The sequence below is a fragment of the Streptomyces sp. NPDC043685 genome, assembly GCF_056436585.1.
Genome location: NZ_JBWKCH010000006.1, coordinates 12,678 through 37,665, shown reverse-complemented (window position 1 = coordinate 37,665; position 24,988 = coordinate 12,678). Strand labels below are relative to the sequence as shown.

Genomic DNA, 24,988 nt, shown 5'->3' with positions numbered 1-24,988 from the left:
GACGGGCTCACTGTCACGGTGCGTCCGCATGGTGACAGTGAGTTGACCGGCCCGGACGGTCATGGTGTACTCCGGTGCGTGACCGACACCTGTGTGCGCCTGTGGCGGAGGGTCCATATGGATCTCCTCCGTTACGCGGGCTGCGTGTGTCGCCCGTCCTGCTGATTTCGCCTCCCCCTTCCCCTGTGCGCCGCGCCGCGCTCTGTCCGTCGGCTGCCGCGCCTTGCTCGCGAACCCTCATCAGGACCTTCAGGACGGCACCCGTGTCTGTATCCCCTTCCGCGACTCCCGCTGTCTCCTCCGAGGCAGCTCCCACCCAGGCCGACCTCTACGACTTCGTCCGGCGCACGGCCGCCGACACCGAGCTGATCGACTCCCTGCCGCTCGACCCCGAGGGCCGTACCTGGGTACGGCTGGACGGGCCCGGCGGCAGCGAGGCCTGGCTGATCGGCTGGCCGCCGGGCACCGGCACCGGCTGGCACGACCATGCCGACTCGGTCGGCGCCTTCCTGATCGCCTCCGGCGAGCTCAAGGAGAATTCGCTCGCCGCACGGCTGCCCACCGACGGCTGGAAGACCCTGGAACTCACCGAGGACGTGGACCGGCAACGCCGGCTGCGGGCCGGCCAGGGCCGCGCCTTCGGAAGGCACCACGTCCACGAGGTGCTCAACGAGTCCCCCGACCGGCACGCGATCTCCGTCCACGCCTACTACCCGCCGCTGCCGCAGATCCGCCGCTACAGCCGCAGCGGCCCGATCCTGCGCCTGGAGCAGGTCGAGCGACCGGAGGACTGGCAGTGAGCACCGCACCCGGACCGGACGGTCACGCCCCCGGATCACCCGTGGGCATCGACGAGTTGCTGGAACGCGTCCGCGCGGGCTACGAGCGGATCGAACCGCAGCAGGCGTACGAGGCCGCCCGGGCCGGCGACGCGCTGCTGGTCGACATCCGCTACGCCGCCCTGCGCGAACGGGACGGCCTCATCCCCGGCGCCCTGGTCGTCGAACGCAACGAACTGGAATGGCGCCTCGACCCTCAGGGCAGCCACCGCCTGCCCGAGGCGACGAGTCACGCCCTGCGCGTCGTCGTGATCTGCAACGAGGGCTATGCCTCCAGCCTGGCCGCCCAGTCGTTGCACCAGCTGGGCCTGCACCGGGCCACGGACCTGGTCGGCGGGTTCCAGGCCTGGCGGGGGGCCGGGTTGCCGGTGGAGGGCTAGCCGCCATCCGGGACGGGCGCCGCCCCGGACGAGCGCGTCGCCGTCACCCGCCCGTCCCTCAGAATCCCTCGTCCCCGGGAAACTCCGTGTCGTCGCCCTCCTCCTCCAGCGCCCGGCGGACGACCCGTAGCGACATGCCCTCGGGGTAGCCCTTGCGGGCGAGCATGCCCGCGAGGCGGCGGAGGCGCTTGTCGCGGTCGAGGCCGCGGGTGGAGCGGAGCTTGCGCGCGACGAGCTCGCGCGCGGTCGCCTCTTCCTGCTCGGAGTCGAGCTGGGAGACGGCTTCGTCGATCAGCGTGGAGTCCACGCCCTTGGTCCGCAGTTCCCGGGCGAGCGCGCGCCGGGCCAGCCCCCTGCCGTGGTGGCGGGACTCCACCCAGGCTTCCGCGAAGGCGCTGTCGTTGATGAGGCCGACCTCTTCGAACCTCGACAGCACCTCCTCGGCCGCGTCGTCCGGGATCTGCCGCTTGCGCAGGGCGTCGGCGAGTTGCCTCCGCGTGCGCGGGGTCCCGGTGAGCAGGCGCAGGCAGATGGCCCGAGCCCGCTCGACCGGGTCCGCCGGAGGTGTCTCCTGCTCGGCCCTCGACGAGGAGAGGACACCTCCGTCCTCGGCATCGGCAGCCGCTTCCCCGAAGCCACGCCGACGGCGGCGACGACCGCCCCTCGGCCCACCGTCACGCGAGCTGCCCCCGCGCGGCCCGGTGTCGTCGCCGTACTGCCGATCACCCTCGGGGGGCACGGGCCCAAAGCCGTCATCCCCGTCCATGGCCGGGCCCGGGTCGCCTCCGGTGCCCCTCCCCCGTGGGACACCGGACGCGTACTCGTGCTCCGCCCAGTCGGTTCGCCGTGTCACGGGTCAGCTCTTGGCTGCGGCGGCCTTGGACTTGGCGGTCTTGGCCGGTGCGGGGGCGGTAACGGCCGGGGTCGCGTCGGCCGGTGCGGCGGCGGAGTCCGCGGCGTCGGTGCCCGGCTCGGCGGCCGGCTCGGCGGGACGCACGCCCACGCCCAGCTTCTCCTTGATCTTCTTCTCGATCTCGTTGGCCAGGTCGGGGTTGTCCTTGAGGAAGTTGCGCGCGTTCTCCTTGCCCTGGCCGAGCTGGTCGCCCTCGTACGTGTACCAGGCGCCGGCCTTGCGGACGAAGCCGTGCTCCACGCCCATGTCGATCAGGCCGCCCTCGCGGCTGATGCCGTGGCCGTAGAGGATGTCGAACTCGGCCTGCTTGAAGGGCGGCGCGACCTTGTTCTTGACGACCTTGCAGCGGGTGCGGTTACCGACCGCCTCCGTGCCGTCCTTCAGAGTCTCGATGCGGCGGATGTCGATGCGCACCGAGGCGTAGAACTTCAGCGCCCGGCCACCGGTCGTGGTCTCCGGGGAGCCGAACATCACGCCGATCTTCTCGCGGAGCTGGTTGATGAAGATGGCGGTGGTCTTGGACTGGTTGAGCGCGCTGGTGATCTTCCGCAGGGCCTGGCTCATCAGACGGGCCTGCAGACCGACGTGGCTGTCGCCCATCTCGCCCTCGATCTCCGCGCGCGGGACGAGCGCGGCGACGGAGTCGATGACGATGAGGTCGAGGGCCCCGGAGCGGACCAGCATGTCCACGATCTCCAGGGCCTGCTCGCCGTTGTCCGGCTGGGAGAGGATGAGGTTGTCGATGTCGACGCCGAGCTTCTTCGCGTACTCGGGGTCGAGTGCGTGCTCCGCGTCGACGAAGGCGACCTGGCCGCCGGACTTCTGCGCGTTCGCCACCGCGTGCAGGGTCAGGGTGGTCTTGCCGGAGGACTCCGGTCCGTAGATCTCCACGACGCGGCCGCGGGGCAGGCCGCCCACGCCGAGGGCCACGTCCAGGGCGGTGGAGCCGGTCGAGATGACCTCGATGGGCTCGTTGGTCCGGTCGCCCATGCGCATGACCGCGCCCTTGCCGAATTGCCGTTCAATCTGTGCGAGTGCGGCATCCAGGGCCTTCTCGCGGTCGGTTCCTGCCATGGGTTCCACCCGATTTGCTTGAGTCGATCGCTTCACGTCAAAGACGCTAACGCCTGCCACTGACAATGCGCCCCGACGCACGTCCGGCCTGTGGATAACTCGGGCACTTCTCCACCCAAAGTATGTCGAAATGCCCTTCGTTGAGCCGGGCCGGTGCCCCAATCAGAATGGATGTTCGATTTTTGTGTCAAGCGCGCCACACAGCGCCGAGCATCCGGCGAGCGGCGGCCTCGGGAGGTCGCGACGCAGGAGGACCCGGACGGCTCAGGCCGTTCAGGAGGAGGAGGTGGAGCCGCCCGTGGAGTCGTCGTCCGCGGGCCGCTCGGCGCCCGGCCGCCGCGCCCACATCCCTCGCGCGCGCGTGAGCAGACCCGGTCCCTCTCCCCCGCGGCGGTGGCCGTGGACCCGGGGATCGTCCGTGACGTCGTAGCGCTTCACGTACGCCCCGAGGAAGGCCTGGAGCGTGGCGATGGCGGGGATGGCGATCAGCGCGCCGACGGCACCGAGCAGTGCCGTACCGGCGATGACCGAGCCGAAGGCGACCGCGGGGTGGATGTCGACGGTCTTGGAGGTCAGCTTGGGCTGCAGCACGTAGTTCTCGAACTGCTGGTAGATGACGACGAAGACCAGGACCCACAGCGCGTACCAGGGATCCACCGTGAACGCGATCAGCATGGGCAGGGCACCCGCGAGATAGGTGCCGATGGTGGGGATGAACTGCGACACCAGCCCCACCCACACGGCCAGCACGGGCGCGTAGGGCACGTCCAGGGCCTGGAGCAGGATGAAGTGGGCCACGCCGGAGATCAGCGCCATCAGGCCGCGGGAGTAGATGTAGCCGCCGGTCTTGTTCACGGCGATCTCCCACGCGCGCAACACCTCGGCCTGGCGGGCGGGGGGCAGGACCGAGCAGATCGTGCGGCGCAGTCGCGGGCCGTCCGCGGCGAAGTAGAACGAGAACAGGCCGATCGTGAGCAGCTGGAAGAGTCCCCCGATGACCTGGGCGGACACGTCCAGGACGCCGGTGGCGCTGTTCTGGACGTAGTTGCGCAGCCAGTCGGAGCGCAGCAGGCCCTCCTGGATGTCGACGCGCTTCAGGTCGGTCTTGAAGTGCGTGTTGATCCAGTTGATGACGGAGTCGAGGTAGCCGGGGAAGCCCTCGATCAGCTTGATGATCTGGTCCGCGAGGACGGATCCGAGCAGGGTGACGAAACCGGCCGAGACGATCATCACGCCGATGAAGACGATGAACGTGGCCAGTCCTCTGCGCATGCCGCGGGAGGCCATCCAGCTCACCGCGGGCTCCATGGCGAGTGCCAGGAAGAACGCGATAAGGATGTTGATCAGCAGGCCGGTGAGCTGGTGGAAGGCCCAGCTGCCCAGCTGGAACGCGGCGACGAGGGCGAGCGCGAGCACCAGGGCGCGCGGCAGCCAGCGCGGCATGCGGCCGTTCGCCCCGGCCCCGCCGACCGGGGGCCGGGCAGGCGGCGTAGTGCCGGAATCTGAGGGCTGCGGGGCTGCCTGCCCGGTCTCGTCAGTGGGTGCCACGGTCCAAGTCTCGCCCACGTCACCGACAGCCGTCCGCCCGGCTGCGATCTTCGTGCCCGGCCGGCCCTCTGCGACCGAGCCGCTCCGGCCCGACGCCGGTGATCTGCGAGCGCCCAGGCCAGCCGCCGATGCTCTGCGAACTGCAATGCCCCCCACCGGCGCTCCGCCGAACCACTCCGCCCCCCCCACCGGCGCTCCGCCGAAGTGCTCTCCCCCACCCCACCGGCGTTCCGCCGAACGCTCCGCCCCCACCCCACGGACGCTCCGCGATCCGCTTCGCCCAGTCGCCGACGCTCCGCGAACGCCTCGCCGCCAGCTGTCCGGGGGGCCGGCCGAGCCGGTCAGCGGTCTCCGGTGCCCGGCCCGGTGCCCGGTGCCCGTGGGCAGGGTCAGCGCCTCTCCCGGGGCACGTCCATCACCGCGCAGACCACCTGCCAGACCTCCTTGGCGTCCCAGCCGGCCTCCAGCGCCCCGTGCACCGTGCGCCCGCCCAGCTCCGACATCACATGGTCGCGCGCGAATGTTTCGGCGTAGCCGGGACCGAAGTGCTCCGCCATCCGCTGCCAGAAGACCGTCAACCGCATGACTCCAGTATCCCGCCCCTGAGGGTGGGCCTGAGCCGGGACCGCCTGCCGGCCCCGCTTGGCGCCCTACGGTCTGACCCATGGCCGATACAGGAGCTACCGAACTCCCCCCGACGCCCCCGCGGCACAGTCCCGTCACGCGCGCGGAGCGCTTCGTCTGGCTCACCGCGCGCGTGCTCGATCAGCACCGCTTCGCCCACCACTTCCGGGGCGGCGCCGCCGACCCGGTGGAGACCGCCCTCGACGCCTACCGCAACGAGGACGGCGGGTACGGCCACGGGCTGGAGCCCGATCTGCGCGGTCCGGTCAGCCAGCCGCTGCACACCGCGCAGGCCCTGCGCGTGCTGGACGCGGTCGGGCGCTGCGCCGGGCGGAGCGTGGAGCGCGTGTGCCGCTACCTGACCTCGGTCTCCACGGCGGACGGCGCCCTCCCGGCGATCCACCCCAGCCAGAGCGGCTACCCCACGGCCCCCTTCGTGACGGTGGTGGACGATCCGCCCAGTGATCTCCTGGCCACCGGGCCGGTGGTGGGGCTGCTGCACCGCAACGAGGTGTGGCACGCCTGGCTGTTCCGGGCGACGGACTTCTGCTGGCAGGCGGTCGAGTCACTGGAGAAGTCGCACCCCTACGAGATCGAGGCCGCCGTGGCCTTCCTGGACTCCGTCCCGGACCGCCCGCGCGCGCAGGCGGCCGCCGACCGTCTCGGCCGCCTGGTCCGCGCACACCGCCTCGCGGCCCTGGACCCCGGTGACCTGGGCGCGTATCCGGTCTCCCCCGGCTACGCACCTGGTGAGCACCACTTCCCGTACGACTACGCGCGTACGCCGCGCTCACTCGCGCGCGCGTGGTTCACGGACGACGAGATGGCCCGGTCCCTCGACCACCTCGCGGCCCAGCAGCAGGAGGACGGCGGCTGGCCCGTCCGCTGGCGCCACTGGGCACCGGCACCCGCCCTGGAGGCCCGCCCGGTGGTGACGATCGAGGCGTTGAGCGTGCTCAGGGCGTACGGCCGGCCCATCGACTGATCACCCCGCGCCCAGGGCCCGCACTCCCGCGGTCACGAGCACGGCCACGGCGACGACGAGCAGGAACGGGGCGCGCAGCAGCAGGGCCACGGCCGCGGCGGCGAGGCCGGCGGCCCGCGCGTCCAGCACCGGTGTCCGCCCGTCGGCGAAGGTCTGCTGGGCGGTGAGGGCCGCCAGCAGCGCGACGGGCAGCAGCGCGGCGAGACGCTTGACGAGGGGCCGTTCCAGGGCCCCTGCGGGCACCAGGAGCCCGGCGAGTTTGACGGCGTAGCACCCGAGGGCGGTCACCCCGATCGCGATCCACACGTTCACCGCGCGTCCCCCCGGCCCTTGCGGCGGCCGTCCGCCCACAGCACGACCGGCGCCGCCAGGGCGGCCAGCAGCACCGGCACACCGGCGGGCAGCACGGGCAGCAGTCCGAGCCCCAGCAGCACGGCGAGCCCGGCGACGGCCCGCTCGGTGCCGCTCTTCAGCATCGGCGCGAGCAAGGCCAGGAAGACCGCGGGCCCGGCGGCGTCCAGTCCCCACGCGTCGGTGTCCCCGATGGCCTCGGCGCCCAGGGCCCCGAGCAGCGTGGTGAGGTTCCACAGGATGTACAGGCTCAGCCCGGTCACGACGAACCCGAGCCGGGCGGTGCGCCGGGTGGGCTGGGCCAGCGCGACAGCGGCCGTCTCGTCGATCACCCACTGGGCGGCGAACGGCCGCACCGCGCGCGGCAGGGCGAGCAACTGCGACAGACGCAGGCCGTAGAAGGCGTTCCGCACACCCAGAAAGAAGGCCCCGGCGGCGGCGGTGAACGGGCCGCCACCCGCTGCGAGGGCCCCCACCAGGGCGAACTGGGAGGCACCGGTGAACACCAGGAGACTGAGCGCGCACGTCTGGAGCAGCGAGAGTCCGCCGCCGGCCGAGGTCACTCCGAAGGCGAACCCGGAGAGCCCCACGGCCACTCCGACCCCCAGGGCGTCGCGAACGACCGCCCGGTCCGTCTTCCCGCCGATGTCGTTGTCTTCGAGAGCTGTCTGATCTGCCACGCCCCGCACGCTAGGGCAGCGGCTACCTCGGGTCTTGTACGTTCTTGCGCTCGCGCTGGTACGCCCCCGGAGGCACGCCGACGATCCGGCTGAAGTGCCGGTTGAGGTGCGGCTGGTCGGTGAATCCCACGGTGACGGCGACCTCGGAGGGGGCCGCCCCGGCGTCCAGGAGACGCCGTGCGCGCCGCACGCGCGCGTCCGTGAGCCAGGCGTGCGGCGGCATGCCGTAGACGTCCCGGAAGGCCCGCAGCAAAGCGAAGGGGCTGGTGCCCAGACCTGCCGCCAGTTGTTCCAGGGTCGGCGGCCGGGCCATGCGTTCCTCCAGCACCGCACGCGCGCGTGCGGCGATCCGGGCTCCCGCCGTGCGCACCTCGCGCTGCGGCATGGGTCCGCCGTTCGACCGCAGCAGCCTGGTCACGGCGACCCGCAGCAGTGTGTCCGCGGCCAGCGCGTTGCCCTCGTCGGCTGCCCGCAGCACCTGGTGCACCAGGCCGGCGGCGTACGGATCGTCCACCACCGGGCTGACGAATCCCGGCGTCCCGCGCAGCGCCGTCGTCTCGGCCGCGATCTCCGCCACCACCTCGGCCGGTGGGTACACGGCCCCGTAGCGCCACCCTTCGGGCACCCCGGCCCGCCCCGTGTGCGGGGTGTCGGGATTCACCAGGGCGAGAGCCCCGGCGCCCGCGTACTGGTCGCCGCCGCCGTGCTGGAACACCTCCACGCCGTCGGCGATGGCGGCTATCACGAAGTTCTCGTGCGTGTGCCGCACGAACGTCTTGTGCACGTAGCGGGCTCTCAGCAGATCGACCCCGGGCAGCTCGTCGTACCGCCAATGCCGCGCGCGCTCGCTCATACGGCCATTGTCCGCGGCGGCGGACGACGCGGCGCTCCCCCACCCGCTTCCCGCGGTGAAGCGGCAGGTCAGGGGGCGGCCGGGACCCGATGTCAGTGCCGAGGTGCACGATGGACGCATGCCCAGCAACGCACGCCGAGCCCTGGACGCCTTCTCCCCCGCGACCCGCGCCTGGTTCACGGGTGCCTTCTCCGCGCCCACCACGGCCCAGGCCGGAGCGTGGCAGGCCATCCACGAGGGCTCGGACGTGCTGGTCGTCGCCCCCACCGGCTCCGGCAAGACCCTGGCGGCCTTCCTGGCCGCTCTGGACCAGCTGGCCTCGGCGCCTGCCCCCGCCGACCCGAAGAAACGCTGCCGGGTCCTGTACGTCTCCCCGCTGAAGGCCCTGGCGGTGGACGTCGAGCGCAACCTGCGCAGTCCGCTGACGGGCATCCGCCAGGAGTCGGTGCGCCTCGGCCTGCCCGAGCCCGAGATCAAGGTGGGCATCCGCTCGGGCGACACCCCCGCCGCCGAGCGCCGCGCCCTGTCGACCCGACCGCCGGACATCCTGATCACCACCCCGGAATCGCTGTTCCTGATGCTGACGTCGGCCACGCGCGACGCGCTGGCGGGCATCGAGACGGTGATCCTCGACGAGGTGCACGCGGTCGCCGGCACCAAGCGCGGCGCCCATCTCGCGCTCTCCCTGGAGCGGCTGGACGACCTCCTTCCGAAGCCCGCCCGCCGTATCGGCCTGTCCGCGACGGTCCGGCCGGTGGACGAGGTGGCCCGTTTCCTCTCGCCGCGCCGCAAGGTGGAGATCGTCCAGCCGGAGTCGGGCAAGGAGTTCGACCTGTCCGTGGTCGTCCCGGTCGAGGACCTGGGCGAGCTGGGCGGCTCCCCGGTGGCGGAGGGCCAGGAGGGCGCCGAGCGCCCATCCATCTGGCCGCATGTGGAGGAGCGGATCGCCGATCTCGTCCAGTCCCACCGCTCCACGATCGTCTTCGCGAACTCCCGGCGCCTCGCGGAGCGCCTGTGCAACCGCCTGAACGAGATCGCCTACGAGCGGGCCACGGGCGAGACCCTCGACGAGCATCACTCCCCCGCCGAGCTCATGGGCGGCTCGGGAGCGGCCCAGGGCGCCCCCCAGGTCATCGCCCGTGCCCACCACGGCTCGGTGTCCAAGGAACAGCGTGCCCTGGTCGAGGAGGACCTCAAGGCGGGCCGCCTCCCCGCGGTCGTCGCCACGTCCAGTCTCGAACTGGGCATCGACATGGGCGCGGTGGACCTGGTCGTACAGGTCGAGTCGCCGCCGTCCGTCGCCTCCGGCCTCCAGCGCGTCGGCCGGGCGGGGCACCAGGTGGGCGCGGTCTCCACCGGTGTGGTCTTCCCGAAGTACCGCGGCGACCTCGTGCAGGCGGCGGTCGTCACCGAGCGCATGCGCACCGGCTCCATCGAGTCCCTCAAGGTCCCCGCCAACCCTCTGGACGTCCTGGCCCAGCAGATCGTCGCCATGACGGCCCTGGACACCTGGCAGTTCGACGACCTCCTCGCCGCCGTGCGCCGGGCCGCCCCGTTCGCCTCCCTGCCCGAATCGGCCTTCACCGCGGTCCTCGACATGCTGGCGGGCCGCTACCCGTCCGACGCGTTCGCGGAGCTGCGCCCGCGCGTGGTGTGGGACCGCGTCACCGGTGAGATCACCGGCCGCCCGGGCGCACAGCGCCTCGCCGTCACCTCCGGGGGCACGATCCCCGACCGCGGCCTGTTCGGTGTGTTCCTGGCGGGCGCCGACCCCAAGAAGGGCGGTGGCAGGGTTGGCGAGCTCGACGAGGAGATGGTCTACGAGTCCCGCGTCGGGGATGTGTTCACGCTCGGCACCAGCTCCTGGCGGATCGAGGACATCACCCGCGACCGCGTGCTGGTTTCCCCGGCGCCGGGCGTGCCGGGCCGGCTGCCCTTCTGGAAGGGCGACCAGCTGGGCCGGCCGCTGGAGTTGGGCCGGGCGGTGGGCGCGTTCCTGCGCGAGGTCGGATCACTGTCCGACGAGGACGCCCGCCTGCGCCTCCTCGCCGCCGGCCTGGACGCGTGGGCGGCGGACAACGTGCTGTCCTACCTGCGCGAACAGCGCGAGGCCTGCGGCCACATCCCGGACGACCGGACGATCGTCGTGGAGCGCTTCCGCGACGAGCTCGGCGACTGGCGGGTGGTCGTGCACTCCCCGTTCGGCGCCCAGGTGCACGCCCCCTGGGCGCTCGCGCTCGGCGCCAAGCTCTCCGAGCGGTACGGCATGGACGCGCAGGTGATGCACGCCGACGACGGCATCGTGCTGCGCCTGCCGGACGCCGACCTGATGGGCCTGGACCTGCTGGACCAGGAGCCGGTGAAGGCTGGCCGGGAGTACGACGCCGAACAGGCCCCCGTGGGCGCCGCGGACGTCGTCTTCGACAAGGGCGAGGTCGACCAGGTCGTCACGGACCAGGTGGGCAGCTCGGCCCTGTTCGCCTCCCGGTTCCGCGAGTGCGCCGCCCGCGCCCTGCTGCTGCCGCGCCGCAACCCGGGCAAGCGCACCCCGCTGTGGCAGCAGCGGCAGCGCGCGTCCCAGCTGTTGCAGGTGGCGAGCGAGTTCGGCTCGTTCCCGATCGTCCTGGAGGCGGTCCGCGAGTGCCTCCAGGACGTCTTCGACGTGCCGGGGCTCGTGGAGCTGATGGGGGACCTGGAGTCCCGCAAGGTCCGTCTGGTCGAGGTCACCACTCCCGAGCCGTCCCCCTTCGCCCGCTCCCTCCTGTTCGGTTACGTCGCCCAGTTCCTGTACGAGGGCGACTCCCCGCTGGCCGAGCGCCGCGCCGCCGCCCTGTCGCTGGACTCCCGGCTGCTGGCCGAGCTGCTGGGCCAGGCGGAGCTGCGCGAGCTGCTCGACGCCGAGGTGCTGGCCGAGCTGGAGCAGGAGCTCCAATGGCGTACCGAGGACCGCCGCGTCAAGGACGCCGAGGGCGTCGCGGACCTGCTGCGCCTCCTCGGCCCGCTCACCGACGCGGAGCTGGCCGAGCGGGGCGCCGAGGCCTCATGGGCCCAGGAGCTGGCGGGCAGCCGCCGTGCCATCAGGGTCCGGATCGCGGGCCGGGACCACTGGGCGGCGATCGAGGACGCGGGCCGGCTGCGCGACGCGCTGGGCACCGCCCTGCCGGTAGGCGTCCCGGAGGCCTTCACGGAGCCCGTCAAGGACCCGCTCGGCGACCTCCTCGCCCGCTTCGCGCGCACCCACGGCCCGTTCACCTCGGCCACGGCAGCGGCTCGTTTCGGTCTGGGCGTCGCCGTCACCGAGGGCGCCCTCCAGCGGCTCGCCGCGGCGGGCCGGGTCGTCCAGGGCGAGTTCCACCCGGCCGGCATCGGCCAGGAGTGGTGCGACGCGGCCGTGCTGCGCCGGTTGCGCCGCCGCTCCCTGGCCGCCCTGCGGCACGAGCTGGAGCCGGTGCCACCGGCCGCGCTCGCCCAGTTCCTCCCGCAGTGGCAGCACATCAGCAAGGGGCACTCCCTGCGCGGCATCGACGGGCTGGTCCGCGCCATCGAGCAGCTCCAGGGCGCGTCCGTACCCGCCTCCGCCCTGGAGAAGCTGGTGCTGCCGTCCCGGGTCGCGAACTACACCCCCGCGATGCTGGACGAGCTGACCGCGGCCGGAGAGGTCGTCTGGGCCGGCGCGGGCTCCCTGCCCGGCAAGGACGGCTGGGTCTCCCTCTACCTGGCGGACGCGGCCCCCTTGCTCCTGCCGCCTCCGCACCCCCTGGAGCTGACCGCCCTGCACCAGTCCGTCCTGGACACCCTCTCCGGCGGCTACGGCCTGTTCTTCCGCCAGATCGCCGACCAGGTCCGCGCCACCACCCACCCCGAGGCCGGCGACCCCCAGCTGGCCGACGCGCTGTGGGACCTGGCCTGGTCCGGCCGCCTGACGAACGACACCCTCACCCCGATGCGCTCGCTGCTCGGCTCGGGCCGCACCGCGGGCTCCACGGCCCACCGCGCCAAGCGCTCGATGCCGCGCGGCCGCTACGGCTCCCTGACGGCGGCGGCCCGCACCGCTTCCCGCTCGGGCCCGCCGACGGTCGCCGGCCGCTGGTCCCTGCTCCCCGCCCACGAGCCCGACCCCACCGTGCGGGCCCACGCCCTCGCCCGCACCCTCCTCGACCGGCACGGCGTGGTCACCAGGGGCGCGGTCTCGGCGGAGGGCGTCGAGGGCGGCTTCTCGGCCACCTACCGCGTGCTGTCCGTCTTCGAGGAGAGCGGCCAGGCCCGTCGGGGCTACGTCGTGGAGGGCCTGGGCGCGGCGCAGTTCGCGATGGACGGCGCGGTGGACCGGCTGCGCGCCGTCTCCAACGCCCGCGACCGCGGTGCGGACCTGCCGGGACCGGCCTCCGGCACGCAACCCGATCCGTTCGCCGCTCATGACTTCGCCGGTCCGGACGTCTCCGCCCCCTCCCATGACCACACCGGTGCCCCGGGCCCCGACGGCTTTCCCGACCTGCGTTCCCCCTACGACGTTCCCGAGCCGTCCCCGGGCGAGTGGGTCCCCCCGCGCGACTACGGCCCCCAGGCGGCCCCGCCCTGGCAGAACGGCGGACGCGGCGCGTACGACCAGGGTTTCCCGGGCCGCCGAGGCCGCCCCGACGGCGCCTCCCGGGCCGTCGTCCTCGCCGCCGCCGATCCGGCGAACGCCTACGGCGCGGCCCTGCCCTGGCCCGAACCGCCGACCGGCGCCGGTCACAAGCCCGGCCGCAAGGCGGGCTCCCTGGTGGTGCTCGTCGACGGTGAGCTGACGCTCTACATGGAGCGCGGCGGCAAGACCCTGCTGGCCTGGCCCGCCGACCCGGACGGCGCACTGGCCGACGACTCCCGGCTGGCCGACGCCGCGGAGGCCCTCGCGGCGGCGGCCCGCGCCGGGTCGCTCGGCACGGTCACGGTGGAGCGCGTCAACGGCGCCCAGGCCCTGACCTCCCCCATCGGCACGCTCCTGGAACGAGCGGGCTTCATCGCGACACCCCGGGGACTCCGCCTGCGCACCTGAGGACTCCGCCCGAGCACCGGACGACCGCACCAGCACATCGGGACCACCCACGCCATGAGGACCGCGCCAGAGCACATGAAGACCACTCGCGCATATGAGAACCAGGCTGAGCACATCCACCCCACCCGCACACAGCCGCCCCGACGAAGCACGCCTCCTCCGTGCCACCCTTGACCCATGCCCGAAGGTGACACGGTCTGGCAGGCGGCGAGGCGGTTGCACGACGCCCTCGCGGGCACAGTGCTGATCCGCAGCGACCTCAGGGTGCCCCGCTTCGCCACGGCCGACCTCACCGGCCGCACCGTCCAGGACGTCACCGCGCGCGGCAAGCACCTCCTCACCCGCATCGAAGGCGGCCTGACCCTCCACTCCCACCTGCGGATGGACGGCTCCTGGAAGGTGTACGGCAACGGCCGGCGCTGGACCGGCGGCCCCGGCCACCAGATCCGCGCGATCCTCGGCAACACCGACCACACAGCCGTCGGCTACCGCCTCCCCGTTCTGGAACTGCTGCGCACCAGCGACGAGCACCGCGCGGTCGGCCACCTCGGCCCCGACCTCCTGGGCCCCGACTGGGACCCCGACCGGGCCCTCGCCAACGTCCTCCAGGACCCCGCCCGCGAACTCGGGGAGGCCCTGCTCGACCAGCGCAACCTCGCCGGCATCGGCAATGTCTACAAGAGCGAGCTCTGCTTCCTGCTCGGCGTCACCCCCTGGCTCCCCGCGGGCGACCTGCCCGCCGACCGCGCCGCCAAGCTGCCCGGACTCGCCAAGAGGCTGCTGGAGGCCAACCGCGACCGCCCGATCCGCAGCACGACGGGCCGTCGCGGCCAGGACCTCTTCGTCTACGGCCGGGCACCGCGCCCCTGTCTGCGCTGCCGGACCTCGATCCGCGTCGCCGACCAGGGCGACGGCTCCCGCGAACGCCCCACCTACTGGTGCCCCACCTGCCAGCCGGGCCCCACCCCGGCCGCCTCCCCCACCCGGCGGCGCGACCGCGCCAATTGACGACCCGTCAGAAATGCTCGTACGGTCCCTGTATGCCTGTCACGGCGTACGACCTCACCGGCCGCACCGTGTTCGTCACCGGCGCCGCGAGCGGTATAGGCCGCGCCTCGGCCCTCCTGCTCTCCGAGGCGGGCGCGACCGTGCACTGCGCGGACCGTGACACCGAGGGCCTGCACGAGACGGCGTCTCTGATCAAGGACGGCGGCGGTACGGCCCGCACCCACACCCTCGACGTCACCGACCGGACCCTGCTGCGGCAGGCCCTCACCTCCTGCGACCGCCTGGACTCCCTGGCCGCGATCGCCGGGATCATGCATCGCAGCCCCGTCCTGGACACCCGGGACGAGGACCTCGACCGGGTGTGGAACATCAACTTCAAAGGAGTGCTGTACGCCTGCCAGGAGGCGGCCCGTCTGATGATCGCCCATGGCACCGGCGGCAGCATCGTCACCATGGCCTCGGGCGCCGTCGACACGGGCGGCCCCGGACTGCTCTGCTACGGCGCGGCGAAGGCGGCGGTGGTCCAGCTGACCAAGACCCTCGCGACGGAGGTCGGCCGCTACGGCATCCGGGTCAACGCGGTCGCCCCGGGCTGGGTCCGTACGCCCATGACCGACCGGCACGACAGCGCGTCCCAGGCACACACCGAGTCCGCCATGGCCCGTATGTCACCTCTGGGCCGGGTCGGCGAGCCCGAGGACATCGCCCACACGGTCCTTCACCTGCTCTCCGACGCGTCGGCCTTCACGACGGGCCAGATCCTGCGTGCGAACGGGGGCGTGGCCATGCCGTGGTGACGGGAACGGCCCGCCTGCGCCGGCCAGAGCCCCTCACCGCCGCTCCGGGCGCCAGGGCCCCGCCCGATCGCCCCACGAGCCCACAGGGCCGCCCACAGCCGCCAGAAGGGCCGCACGCCGCACCGGCATCGCCCCTCACACCCGCCCAGCGCCACCCGCCACACTGACCGGCCTCAGGTCAGACGGCAGCCACCACAACCGCTCAAGCCCACCATGGCGCTCAGGTCCGCTCCACCCCTCACCACACCCCTGACAGACCCCGCGCATGAATCTCACCCACCCCGCCGCTCCACCACCCCTCGACTCCCCACCCTCCACACCCCCCGCCATCGCCCCGCTCCCACCACCCCCCGCGCCCGCCGCTTGGGCACGCAATGCACCGGCAGCACGCTCAGCCCCCACCCTCCGGCCGCGACCGCCGCCTCCAGCGCCCCCGCCTCAGGCACGGTCACCAGCCGCAGCACGGCCCACCACCACAGCGCCCCGAACCCCAGCGCGACCCCGCGAAACCCCCAGCGCCGGCTCCCCGGGCGCGCTATGCCCGCCACGGCCGCCACCTCCAGCCCGAGGCCATGAAGCGCCCCCGGGCCCCAACCAGGGCACACCACCGGCGCACAGGCACGCCAGCCACGCCAGGCACCTCACCGAGGCCGCATACGCCCGCACGCACACCACGCACCCCCGCAGGCCAAGCGGTGGCACATCTCCCGCCCGGCCCGGTATCCGTGCCCGCGCTCCGCGTCACCCGTTCTCGGCCTGGAACATCCAGTGATGCTTCTCCAGGTCCGCCGTGATGCCGATGAAGATGTCCTGACTCACGGGATCCGGCTCACCGGTGGTGTCGACCCGTTCCCGCATGCGTGCGATCACCGCGCCCAGCGCCTCGACGAGCGTGCCCACGGCGGTCGTGTCGTCGACCCACCCTTCGGGCGTCACCCCGATCCCGCTGCCGACGGCCACCGTCGCGGCACGTCCGTCGGGTGAGATACCGAGAGCCGCGGCACGCTCGGCCACGGTGTCGGAATGCCTCCGCGCGGTGTCGACGACCTCGTCGAGCTGGAGGTGCACGGAACGGAAGCGCGGCCCCACCACGTTCCAGTGGATCTGCTTCGCCACGAGGGCGAGGTCCACGAGATCGACGAGGGCACCTTGCAGCGCCTCGGACACGGTCTTCAGGTTCGCGTCCGACAACGGGCTCTTCACGACGTACATCCGCACCTCCGAGGACTGCCCCCCGCCATCCCCTCAACGATGACCGCCGCACGCCCTACCGGCAAACGCACACACATCACCCAAGGCTTGGCGAGAGCGGCTCGACGTCACCCGGCCCCGGACAGGCGAAAACCCCGGGCGGCACCCCTCCGGATCTCCCGGAGAGGCCCGGCCGGGGCCTCTGTCATGCCGTGTGGGCGCAGAGCCTCACGCGGCGACGACGTCCACCGCTTCGGCAGGCGCCTTGATGGTCACCCGTTCCGGTGGCACACCGGTCACCGAGACGGAACCCAGCATCGGGCGAACCGGCGTGGGAACAGGCTCGCTGGGGGTGGCCGCAGCAGACTGGGCCAGCTCGGCGAGGGCGAGTTCGTCGCTCACTTCCCGCATGAGCTCGGACATCCGTACGTCCAGCGCGTCGCAGATGGCGGAGAGCAGCTCGGAGGAAGCCTCCTTCTGCCCCCGCTCCACCTCGGAGAGATAGCCGAGTGAGACTCGGGCGGACGAGGAGACTTCGCGCAGAGTACGGCCCTGGCGCTGGCGCTGCCGACGCAGCACGTCACCCAGCAGGCGACGGAGCAGAATCATCGGTGGCTCCCTCCTCGGACCGCGTAGCCGCATCCATTACGCCCCACCGTACCGCCTTGCGCCGCGGCCGTGCGGGGAGCGATGTCGTGTTCACTCAGGGCTGCAAACATCAAAACCCCCCGTTCCGTTCCGTATCCTGTGCCCGCTCATTCCCAGTCTGTCCGCTCGCAAGCTCCTTCAGAAGCAGTGCGAGTACGCTCCGTACACTCTCTCTACGAATTTCCGCGCGGTCGCCGTTCAACCGCAGAGCCTCCACTTTTCCGCCGCCGGCAGAACCGGAATCGGCTCCGGCCGGTCCGTCCACGGCGACGAAAACGGTGCCGACGGCCTGTCCGTCCTGAGGCTCTGGACCCGCGACGCCGGTGGTCGCGACGCCCCAATCGGCGCCCAGCGCCTTGCGGACGCCGGCCGCCATCTGGGCCGCGACCTGCGGATCCACCGCCCCGCGCGCCGCCAGCAGGGCCGCGTCGACACCGAGCAGTTCATGCTTCAGCTCGGTGGCGTAGGCGGTCACGGAGCCCCGGAACACCTTGGACGCCCCGGGGACGGATGTGAGGTCCGCCGCCACGAGGCCACCGGTCAGCGACTCCGCGACAGCGAGCGTCTCGCCCTTCACCGTGAGTAGTCGCACCACGTCGGTGGCCGTGGAACTCACGCTTCCTTCTCCTCCAACGCGGCCTTGCGCGCGGCGATTCCCTGCCTGCGCAGCACAATGGCCTGTTTCACATAGTCGAGCCCGGTCACCACGGTCAGCACGACCGCCGCGGCCATCACCCACCACCTCAGGGTGGCCAGCCACCCCGTCAGCGCCAGCACGTACATACCCACGGCCACGCCCTGGATGAGGGTCTTCAGCTTGCCCCCGCGGCTGGCAGGGATGACGCCGTACCTGATGACCAGGAAACGCAGCAGGGTGATGCCGAGTTCCCGGCCGAGGATGACACCGGTCACCCACCACGGCAGATCGCCGAGCGCGGACAGACAGATCAGCGCCGCCCCCATGATCGCCTTGTCGGCGATGGGGTCGGCGATCTTCCCGAAGTCCGTGACCAGGTTGTAGGCGCGTGCCAGGTGACCGTCGAACAGGTCGGTGATCATGGCGACGGCGAAGGCCGCCCAGGCGAAGGCCCGCCACGCGGGGTCGTAACCGCCGTCGGCGAGCATCAGCGCGACGAAAGCCGGCACGAGGACCAGCCGGAGCATGGTCAGGAGGTTGGCGATGTTCCAGACGCTGGCCTGGTTGACGGCCGCGGCAGCGATCTTCCCGCCTCGCGGGGTCTTCCCGTCGCCCTGTGCGTCGGCGTCGGTGTCCTCACCCAGCACCGTCTCACCGGCCCCGGGCACCGCCCCGGCATCCTCGCCATGATCCGTGTCGGACGAGGCACCGGGCCCCGCGCCGGGCGCCCCGCCGTCGGCGGATCGCACAGCAGGCGTCCCGGCCGCCACAGCCGGGGCCACCGGAGCGGCGGACGCCGCCGGGGCCGGAGCGCCCGCTCCGGCCGCTGCCCTCCTCGCGCCGGAGGCGCCTCCCGCCGCGGATGCCGGGACACCGGTCATCTGCCCGCCTCCTCACTCCACGCAGGCGACGTGAGCGAGCCCTGGAGCGGCTCGGCCACCAGGTCGACACCTTCGGTACCGACCACCTTCGCCTCGACGATACGGCCGATGCTCAGCCCCTCGCCGCTCGTGAGCAGCACCTGGCCGTCCGTCTCGGGTGCCTGGTGCTCGCCACGGCCGTACACGCCGTCCTCGCCGTCGACGGACTCGACGAGGACGCGGACCGTCTGGCCGACGCGCTCCTCGGCACGCTGGGAGACGAGTTCCTCGGCCAGGCGGGAGATGTGGGCCAGACGCTCGGCGACGACGTCCTCGTCGAGCTTGCCGTCGTAGCCGGCGGCCTCGGTGCCCTCCTCGTCGGAGTAGCCGAAGACGCCGATGGCGTCCAGGCGCGCGCCGTTCAGGAACCGCTCCAGCTCGGCGAGGTCGGCCTCGCTCTCGCCGGGGAAGCCGACGATGAAGTTGGAGCGCACACCGGCCTCGGGCGCCTTGCTGCGGATGGTGTCGAGCAGCTCCAGGAACCGGTCGGTGTCGCCGAAGCGGCGCATCGCGCGCAGCACGCCGGGCGCGGAGTGCTGGAAGGACAGGTCGAAGTAGGGCGCGACCTTCGGGGTGGAGGTCAGCACGTCGATGAGGCCGGGGCGCATCTCGGCGGGCTGGAGGTAGCTGACGCGGACGCGCTCGATGCCGTCGACCTCGGCGAGCTCGGGCAGCAGCGACTCCAGCAGGCGGATGTCGCCCAGGTCCTTGCCGTAGGACGTGTTGTTCTCGGAGACCAGCATGATCTCCTTCACGCCCTGCTCGGCAAGCCAGCGCGTCTCGTTCAGCACGTCGCTCGGGCGGCGGGAGATGAAGGAGCCGCGGAAGGACGGGATGGCGCAGAAGGAGCAGCGCCGGTCGCAGCCGGAAGCCAGCTTCACGGAGGCGACAGGGGAGCCGTCCAGGCGGCGGCGCAGCGGTGCGCGCGGACCGGAGGCGGGGGCGAGGCCCTCCGGCAGGTCCGCGGGCGCGACGGCGGGCTCGGCCGGGCCATGGCCGGGCAGTGCCACCTCGGCCGCCGACTCCTGGCGCTCCGCCGGGCTGATCGGCAGCAGCTTGCGCCGGTCGCGCGGGGTGTGCGAGGCGTGGATGCCGCCGTTGAGGATGGTCTGGAGGCGGTCCGAGATGTCCGAGTAGTCGTCGAAGCCGAGCACACCGTCGGCCTCGGGGAGGGCCTCGGCGAGCTCCTTGCCGTACCGCTCGGCCATGCAGCCCACCGCCACGACGGCCTGGGTTCTGCCGTGGCCCTTGAGGTCGTTGGCCTCCAGGAGGGCGTCGACGGAGTCCTTCTTGGCGGCCTCGACGAAGCCACAGGTGTTCACGACGGCGACGTCCGCGTCCTCGGCGTCCTCCACGAGCTGCCAGCCGTCCGCCTCCAAACGGCCTGCGAGCTCCTCCGAGTCCACCTCGTTACGGGCGCAGCCAAGGGTGACGAGTGCGACGGTACGGCGTTCAGGCATGGGCTCAAGACTACTTCGTCCCGCTGACACCCCACGTCGACGGGGTTGGCCGTTTCCCGGCCAACCCCGTATCAACTGGACCTTTCGGACCGGTCACCCGGCCTCGGGGTCGCCCTTTGTGTAGGTCAGGCGCTCCACGGAGCCCGGCTGGAAGTTCTCCTCGATCTTCTTGCCGTTGACGAAGAGGTCGATCGCGCCGGCGTCTCCGAGGACGAGGTGCACCTTCGAACTGTCCTGGAAGGTCTTGGAGTCGCCCTGCTTCAGGACGCCGTCGAAGATCATCCGTCCGTTGTGGTCCTTGGCGGCGATCCAGCTGCGGCCGTCGGCGGCGGCCACCTGCACCGTCACCTTGTCCTGCGGGGCGGCCGCGATGGCACTGTCGGAGGGTTCGGGCTCGGGGTCGGCGGGCTTCTTGGTCTTGGTGGTCGGGGAGGCGGAGTCGCTGGGGGTGGAGCCCTCGGCCACGTTCGCCTCGTTGCCGCTGTCGTCACCCTGGAACATCGTGAACCCGACGAACCCGATCACGGCGACGATCGCCGCGACCATGGCCGCGGTCCAGTTGGGGCCCCGCCGCTCCGGACGGATGCGTTCCGCCTCGAAGAGGGGAGCCGCCGGGGTCGGCGCCGGGCCCCCGCCGTGCTCGTCGCCGTACTGGGCGAGCAGCGGCGCGGGATCCAGATCGACGGCCTTGGCCAGCGTTCGGATGTGCCCACGGGCGTAGACGTCCCCACCGCACGGGGTGAAGTCGTCCGCCTCGATCGCGTGCACGATGTTCATGCGGACACGGGTGGCGCTACTGACGTCGTCGACGGTCAGCCCGGCGGCGATACGAGCCTGCTGCAGGACACGACCGATGGAGGGGCGGGCTTCCTCGCGGTCTGCTTCGACGCGCTCGTCTTCGAACGGACGCTCGTCTTCAGGGGAGTTGCCGATGGACACGGGGGCGCCTTTCGAGCGTGTAGCCGCCTGTGCTGGAAGTTCAGTCTAGGGGGGGTACAAAAGGGTGGGGCAACCGGGCGGTGTCACTTTGTACGCCATCGGAATGGCCCGACAGTCCGATGGTGGGCTCACTGCGTTTCGCTTCGCTCAACTTGACGTACGCCGAAGGGAAACGGTTGCCCGGCGTCCCTTACGGGTGAGTCACGATCAGGACACCCGTTTGCCGCAACGCCCCGCGAGAGACCACCGCGTCCTGTTTCCCTACCCTTCAGACTCCCCCCGGATCACGGCGAGCACGCCATCCAGCTCGTCAGGCTTCACAAGAACGTCACGAGCCTTCGAACCCTCGCTCGGTCCGACGATGTTCCTCGACTCCATCAGGTCCATCAGCCGGCCGGCCTTGGCGAAGCCGACGCGCAGCTTGCGCTGGAGCATGGACGTCGACCCGAACTGCGTGGAGACGACCAGTTCGGCCGCCTGGCACAGCAGGTCGAGGTCGTCGCCGATGTCCTCGTCGATCTCCTTCTTCTGCTTGGTGCCGACGACGACGTCGTCCCGGAAGACGGGGGTCATCTGCTCCTTGCAGTGCCGGACGACCCCCGCGATCTCCTCCTCGGTGACGAAGGCGCCCTGCATACGGGTGGGCTTGTTGGCCCCCATGGGCAGGAACAGCCCGTCGCCCTTGCCGATGAGCTTCTCGGCGCCCGGCTGGTCGAGGATGACCCGCGAGTCGGCCAGTGAGGAGGTGGCGAATGCCAGCCGGGAGGGCACGTTGGCCTTGATGAGGCCGGTGACGACGTCCACCGACGGCCGCTGCGTGGCGAGCACCAGGTGGATGCCGGCCGCGCGGGCGAGCTGCGTGATGCGCACGATCGCGTCCTCGACGTCCCGGGGCGCGACCATCATCAGGTCGGCGAGCTCGTCGACGATGACCAGCAGGTACGGGTACGGCTGGAGCTCGCGCTCGCTGCCCTCGGGCGGCTTGACCTTGCCCTCGCGCACGGCACGGTTGAAGTCGTCGATGTGCCGGTATCCGTAAGCCGCCAGGTCGTCGTACCGCAGGTCCATCTCGCGCACGACCCACTGGAGCGCCTCGGCGGCCCGCTTGGGGTTGGTGATGATCGGCGTGATCAGGTGCGGGATGCCCTCGTAGGCGGTCAGCTCGACGCGCTTGGGGTCGACCAGGATCATCCGGACGTCCTCGGGGGTCGCCCGCATCATGATCGAGGTGATCAGGCAGTTGATGCAGGACGACTTGCCGGAGCCGGTGGCGCCGGCGACCAGCATGTGCGGCATCTTCGCCAGCGAGTGCATGACGTAGCCGCCCTCGACGTCCTTGCCGAAGGCGACCAGCATCGGGTCGTCGTCCTCGGCGGACTCCGCGAGGCGCAGCACGTCGCCGAGGTTGACCATCTCCCGGTCGGTGTTCGGGATCTCGATGCCGACCGCGGACTTGCCGGGGATCGGGCTGATGATCCGCACGTCCGGGCTGGCGACGGCGTAGGCGATGTTCTTGGTGAGCGCGGTGATCCGCTCGACCTTCACGGCCGGGCCGAGCTCGACCTCGTAGCGCGTGACCGTCGGCCCGCGGGTGAAGCCGGTGACACTGGCGTCCACCTTGAACTCGGTGAAGACCGTGGTCAGCGACTCGACGATGAGGTCGTTGGCGGCGCTGCGGGCCTTGCCCGGGCCGCCGCGCTCCAGCAGGTCCAGTGACGGCAGGGAGTAGGTGATGTCACCGGACAGCTGGAGCTGCTCGGCTCGCGCGGGCAGGTCCCGGGGTTCGGCGGGCGGGGCCTTGGTGAGGTCGCGGACCCCCGGCCTCGGCTTCTGCGGCTCGGGCTGCTCCTGCTCGCCCCTGTCCTGCTCGGGCGGGTTCTGCCGGCGCCCGGGCTGCTGGGGGCGTGCGGCCGGGACGGGCGTCGGTGTGGTCGCCTCCTGGTCCCCCGCCCGTACGCCCTGGGTGAGGTCGGCGACGATCGGTGACGGCGGCATGCCGTGCAGCACGGCACCGTCGAGCGCCGCGGCGGCCGCCGCGGCGACGTCCACGGCGTCCCTGGGCCGGTCCATGTCGGGCTGGGGCACCGCGGAGCGCCGGGGGCGGCCCCGGCGCCGCGTGAGCGCCTCCTGCTCGGCACCCTCCGGGTCGTACGCCGCGGGCGCCGGCGCACGTCTGCCGCGCGGGCGCTCGGGCAGCGCCTCACGCCACTGCTCCTCGTAGCGCTCGTCGTCCTCGGCGTATCCGAACTCGTACTCGGCCGGATCACGGACGATGCCCAGCCGCACCCCGAGCAGCCGCAGCCGCTGCGGGATGGCCGCGACGGGGGTGGCCGTGACGACCAGCAGCCCGAAGACCGTCAGCAGCACCAGCAGCGGCACGGCGAGCACGTCGCCCATGGCGTACGACAGGGGGGTCGCCATGGCCCAGCCGATGAGGCCGCCGGCGTCCCTTATGGCCTGCATGCCGTCGCCGCGCGCGGGTGAGCCGCACGCGATGTGCACCTGGCCGAGCACGCCCATGACGAGCGCGGACAGGCCGATGACGATGCGTCCGTTGGCCTCGGGCTTCTCCGGGTGCCGGATGAACCGCACGGCGATGACCGCGAGGAGTATCGGCACGAGCAGGTCGAGACGGCCGAAGGCACCGGTGACGAGGATCTCCACCAGGTCGCCCACCGGGCCCTTGAGGTCGGCCCAGGTGCCCGCGGCGACGATCAGCGCGATGGCCAGCAGCAGCAGGGCGACACCGTCCTTGCGATGGGCCGGGTCCAGGTTCTTGGCGCCTTGCCCTATGCCGCGGAACACGGCACCGACGGCGTGCGCCACACCGAGCCAGACGGCGCGCACGAGCCGGTAGACGCCACCGGTCGGGCTGGGCGCCGGTCTGGGCGCGACCTTCTTGGCCGCGGCCTTCCTGGCGGGCGCCTTCTTCGCGGGAGCCTTCCTGGCGGCGGCCTTCTTCACCGGAGCCTTCGAGGCCGCCTTCTTCGCGGGTGGCGGCTTCTTGGCTGCGGAGGGACGTGAGGCCATGGGTGTGAGGTTACCGGGGGAGACGACAGGGGACACGTGTGTCTACGGCTTCACCCGTTCGTGTCGCTCCGGGGAAGGCACGGAACTGACGCGCGGTCACGGGGGGACAATCCCGCCCGCGCACGCGTCAGTTCGGCGAGGACACCGAGGAGGCGCTTCCGGTGCCCGGCTCGAGCGCGTCCAGCGCCCGCCGCAACCCCGTGAGCTTGCGCTCCAGATGAGCCGCCGTCGCCACCGCTGCGGCGTCCGTCGACTCGTCGTTGAGCTGCTTGGTCAGCGCTTCGGCCTGCTCCTCGACGGCCGCGAGCCGCGCGGAGAGCTCCGCCAGCAGCCCGGCCGACTCCTTGGCCTCGCCGCCCGTCTCCTTGCCGTTGCCCTCCAACTGGAGCCGCAGCAGCGACGCCTGCTCCCGGAGCTGGCAGTTCTTCATGTACAGCTCGACGAAGACGGAGACCTTCGCGCGCAGCACCCACGGGTCGAACGGCTTGGAGATGTAGTCGACCGCGCCCGCCGCGTATCCCCGGAAGGTGTGGTGCGGGCCGTGGTTGATCGCCGTGAGGAAGATGATCGGGATGTCCCTGGTCCGCTCACGGCGCTTGATGTGCGCGGCCGTCTCGAAGCCGTCCATGCCCGGCATCTGGACGTCCAGCAGGATGACCGCGAAGTCGTCCGTGAGCAGCGCTTTGAGCGCTTCCTCCCCGGACGATGCCCGCACCAGCGTCTGATCGAGCGCAGAGAGGATCGCCTCCAGCGCCAGCAGATTCTCCGGCCGGTCATCGACCAGGAGGATCTTGGCCTTCTGCACCATGGCCCGCCCTCCTCGCCCCGGCGTGGGGCCTCCCCTGTCCGCAGGACCTGTGGAAGCACCGGTGGGTGCCGCCGCAGCGGACGACTCCCTTGCGCCGTCCGTCCTTGTGCCGGTCATCGTAGCCGCACCCCGCCCGTCGCCACACCCTGTCACCGTGATGTCACTGCGCACGTAGCGGAAACGCAGCAGGAGACCAGAAGGTTCCCCAGATCTTGTACTTCTACACGACTATGCGCACACCGAGTCGGCAACTCCGTGTGAACACCGA

General features: G+C 72.1%; 22 protein-coding genes and 1 pseudogene. 7 read left to right on the top strand and 16 right to left on the bottom strand.

All coding sequences use genetic code 11. The annotated features are described in order from the left end of the window. Positions 1–117: 117 nt before the first annotated feature. From AC0665_RS20395 to AC0665_RS20385, 3 genes are all read left to right on the top strand, one after another. Positions 118–165 (top strand): hypothetical protein, encoded by a 48-nt coding sequence (locus AC0665_RS20395; RefSeq protein ID WP_311314449.1) that lies wholly within the window; start codon positions 118–120, stop codon positions 163–165. A 98-nt stretch (positions 166–263) separates the two neighbouring features. Beyond that, positions 264–800 (top strand): cupin domain-containing protein, encoded by a 537-nt coding sequence (locus tag AC0665_RS20390; RefSeq protein ID WP_468639655.1) that lies wholly within the window; start codon positions 264–266, stop codon positions 798–800. Then, positions 797–1,219: a rhodanese-like domain-containing protein gene (locus AC0665_RS20385; RefSeq protein WP_478705509.1), complete on the top strand. Its 423-nt coding sequence runs from the start codon at positions 797–799 to the stop codon at positions 1,217–1,219. The genes AC0665_RS20390 and AC0665_RS20385 overlap by 4 nt, the downstream gene beginning before the upstream one ends. Positions 1,220–1,277: 58 nt before the next feature. On the opposite strand, the gene recX is transcribed toward AC0665_RS20385, so the two are convergent. The 4 genes from recX to AC0665_RS20365 form a co-directional block, all read right to left on the bottom strand. After that, positions 1,278–2,072 carry a recombination regulator RecX gene (recX, locus tag AC0665_RS20380; protein ID WP_478705508.1) on the bottom strand — a complete coding sequence of 265 codons (795 nt, stop codon included), beginning with the start codon at positions 2,070–2,072 and terminating at the stop codon, positions 1,278–1,280. A gap of 3 nt (positions 2,073–2,075) precedes the next feature. Next, positions 2,076–3,206 (bottom strand): recombinase RecA, encoded by a 1,131-nt coding sequence (gene recA, locus AC0665_RS20375; protein WP_478705507.1) that lies wholly within the window; start codon positions 3,204–3,206, stop codon positions 2,076–2,078. 273 nt (positions 3,207–3,479) lie between these two features. Beyond that, positions 3,480–4,754: an AI-2E family transporter gene (locus AC0665_RS20370; protein ID WP_478705506.1), complete on the bottom strand. Its 1,275-nt coding sequence runs from the start codon at positions 4,752–4,754 to the stop codon at positions 3,480–3,482. A gap of 389 nt (positions 4,755–5,143) precedes the next feature. Beyond that, on the bottom strand, positions 5,144–5,338 hold the full coding sequence (locus tag AC0665_RS20365; RefSeq protein ID WP_363121677.1) for a DUF3046 domain-containing protein: 195 nt from the start codon (positions 5,336–5,338) through the stop codon (positions 5,144–5,146). 80 nt (positions 5,339–5,418) lie between these two features. On the opposite strand from AC0665_RS20365, the gene AC0665_RS20360 reads away from it, so the two are divergent. Next, the gene (locus AC0665_RS20360) at positions 5,419–6,363 is read left to right on the top strand and encodes a hypothetical protein (RefSeq protein ID WP_478705505.1); all 945 of its coding nucleotides are present in this window, start codon (positions 5,419–5,421) and stop codon (positions 6,361–6,363) included. Here AC0665_RS20360 and AC0665_RS20355 read toward each other — a convergent pair whose 3' ends face one another. From AC0665_RS20355 to AC0665_RS20345, 3 genes and pseudogenes are all read right to left on the bottom strand, one after another. Beyond that, positions 6,364–6,675: an AzlD domain-containing protein gene (locus AC0665_RS20355; protein WP_363121675.1), complete on the bottom strand. Its 312-nt coding sequence runs from the start codon at positions 6,673–6,675 to the stop codon at positions 6,364–6,366. Then, positions 6,672–7,394: an AzlC family ABC transporter permease gene (locus tag AC0665_RS20350; protein WP_468402408.1), complete on the bottom strand. Its 723-nt coding sequence runs from the start codon at positions 7,392–7,394 to the stop codon at positions 6,672–6,674. Before AC0665_RS20350 ends, AC0665_RS20355 begins: the two co-directional genes overlap by 4 nt. Continuing rightward, positions 7,280–8,247 (bottom strand): annotated as a pseudogene (locus AC0665_RS20345) (AraC family transcriptional regulator); the annotation flags it as partial. The gene AC0665_RS20350 and the pseudogene AC0665_RS20345, both read right to left, overlap by 115 nt. A 118-nt stretch (positions 8,248–8,365) precedes the next feature. Here AC0665_RS20345 and AC0665_RS20340 point away from each other — a divergent pair. The 3 genes from AC0665_RS20340 (at position 8,366) to AC0665_RS20330 (ending at position 15,087) form a co-directional block, all read left to right on the top strand. Then, positions 8,366–13,282, top strand: coding sequence for an ATP-dependent helicase (locus tag AC0665_RS20340; protein WP_478705504.1), 4,917 nt, complete (start codon positions 8,366–8,368; stop codon positions 13,280–13,282). 177 nt (positions 13,283–13,459) lie between these two features. Next, entirely contained in the window at positions 13,460–14,290 is an 831-nt protein-coding gene (locus AC0665_RS20335; RefSeq protein ID WP_478705503.1) for an Fpg/Nei family DNA glycosylase, read from the top strand. Positions 14,291–14,322: 32 nt separating this feature from the next. Beyond that, positions 14,323–15,087 carry an SDR family NAD(P)-dependent oxidoreductase gene (locus AC0665_RS20330; protein ID WP_478604575.1) on the top strand — a complete coding sequence of 255 codons (765 nt, stop codon included), beginning with the start codon at positions 14,323–14,325 and terminating at the stop codon, positions 15,085–15,087. 272 nt (positions 15,088–15,359) lie between these two features. Here AC0665_RS20330 and AC0665_RS20325 read toward each other — a convergent pair whose 3' ends face one another. From AC0665_RS20325 to AC0665_RS20285, 9 genes are all read right to left on the bottom strand, one after another. Continuing rightward, positions 15,360–15,626 carry a hypothetical protein gene (locus tag AC0665_RS20325; protein WP_468639715.1) on the bottom strand — a complete coding sequence of 89 codons (267 nt, stop codon included), beginning with the start codon at positions 15,624–15,626 and terminating at the stop codon, positions 15,360–15,362. Positions 15,627–15,828: 202 nt separating this feature from the next. After that, positions 15,829–16,299: a Dps family protein gene (locus tag AC0665_RS20320; protein WP_363121670.1), complete on the bottom strand. Its 471-nt coding sequence runs from the start codon at positions 16,297–16,299 to the stop codon at positions 15,829–15,831. Positions 16,300–16,506: 207 nt separating this feature from the next. Further along, positions 16,507–16,887, bottom strand: a complete 381-nt coding sequence (locus AC0665_RS20315) for a helix-turn-helix domain-containing protein (RefSeq protein WP_003993396.1) — start codon at positions 16,885–16,887, stop codon at positions 16,507–16,509. 109 nt (positions 16,888–16,996) lie between these two features. Beyond that, the gene (locus tag AC0665_RS20310; RefSeq protein ID WP_478604580.1) at positions 16,997–17,542 is read right to left on the bottom strand and encodes a CinA family protein; all 546 of its coding nucleotides are present in this window, start codon (positions 17,540–17,542) and stop codon (positions 16,997–16,999) included. Beyond that, positions 17,539–18,444 (bottom strand): CDP-diacylglycerol--glycerol-3-phosphate 3-phosphatidyltransferase, encoded by a 906-nt coding sequence (gene pgsA / locus AC0665_RS20305; protein WP_478705502.1) that lies wholly within the window; start codon positions 18,442–18,444, stop codon positions 17,539–17,541. The genes AC0665_RS20310 and pgsA overlap by 4 nt, the downstream gene beginning before the upstream one ends. Beyond that, entirely contained in the window at positions 18,441–19,943 is a 1,503-nt protein-coding gene (gene rimO / locus AC0665_RS20300) for a 30S ribosomal protein S12 methylthiotransferase RimO (protein ID WP_478604584.1), read from the bottom strand. The genes pgsA and rimO overlap by 4 nt, the downstream gene beginning before the upstream one ends. A 93-nt stretch (positions 19,944–20,036) precedes the next feature. Continuing rightward, positions 20,037–20,882: a helix-turn-helix domain-containing protein gene (locus tag AC0665_RS20295; protein WP_468402394.1), complete on the bottom strand. Its 846-nt coding sequence runs from the start codon at positions 20,880–20,882 to the stop codon at positions 20,037–20,039. 261 nt (positions 20,883–21,143) lie between these two features. After that, positions 21,144–23,912 carry a DNA translocase FtsK gene (locus AC0665_RS20290; RefSeq protein WP_468402392.1) on the bottom strand — a complete coding sequence of 923 codons (2,769 nt, stop codon included), beginning with the start codon at positions 23,910–23,912 and terminating at the stop codon, positions 21,144–21,146. A 127-nt stretch (positions 23,913–24,039) separates the two neighbouring features. Next, positions 24,040–24,720, bottom strand: a complete 681-nt coding sequence (locus tag AC0665_RS20285) for a response regulator (protein ID WP_468402390.1) — start codon at positions 24,718–24,720, stop codon at positions 24,040–24,042. Positions 24,721–24,988 lie beyond the last annotated feature (268 nt).

Bases quoted from the DNA above. Each gene is read 5' to 3' on its own strand.
- AC0665_RS20340 (WP_478705504.1), top strand. From the start codon at position 8,366: ATGCCCAGCAACGCACGCCGAGCCCTGGACGCCTTCTCCCCCGCGACC.
- AC0665_RS20335 (WP_478705503.1), top strand. From the start codon at position 13,460: ATGCCCGAAGGTGACACGGTCTGGCAGGCGGCGAGGCGGTTGCACGAC.
- AC0665_RS20360 (WP_478705505.1), top strand. From the start codon at position 5,419: ATGGCCGATACAGGAGCTACCGAACTCCCCCCGACGCCCCCGCGGCAC.
- AC0665_RS20290 (WP_468402392.1), bottom strand. From the start codon at position 23,912: ATGGCCTCACGTCCCTCCGCAGCCAAGAAGCCGCCACCCGCGAAGAAG.
- pgsA (WP_478705502.1), bottom strand. From the start codon at position 18,444: ATGACCGGTGTCCCGGCATCCGCGGCGGGAGGCGCCTCCGGCGCGAGG.
- AC0665_RS20365 (WP_363121677.1), bottom strand. From the start codon at position 5,338: ATGCGGTTGACGGTCTTCTGGCAGCGGATGGCGGAGCACTTCGGTCCC.
- AC0665_RS20285 (WP_468402390.1), bottom strand. From the start codon at position 24,720: ATGGTGCAGAAGGCCAAGATCCTCCTGGTCGATGACCGGCCGGAGAAT.
- AC0665_RS20315 (WP_003993396.1), bottom strand. From the start codon at position 16,887: ATGATTCTGCTCCGTCGCCTGCTGGGTGACGTGCTGCGTCGGCAGCGC.
- AC0665_RS20320 (WP_363121670.1), bottom strand. From the start codon at position 16,299: ATGTACGTCGTGAAGAGCCCGTTGTCGGACGCGAACCTGAAGACCGTG.
- rimO (WP_478604584.1), bottom strand. From the start codon at position 19,943: ATGCCTGAACGCCGTACCGTCGCACTCGTCACCCTTGGCTGCGCCCGT.
- AC0665_RS20330 (WP_478604575.1), top strand. From the start codon at position 14,323: ATGCCTGTCACGGCGTACGACCTCACCGGCCGCACCGTGTTCGTCACC.
- recA (WP_478705507.1), bottom strand. From the start codon at position 3,206: ATGGCAGGAACCGACCGCGAGAAGGCCCTGGATGCCGCACTCGCACAG.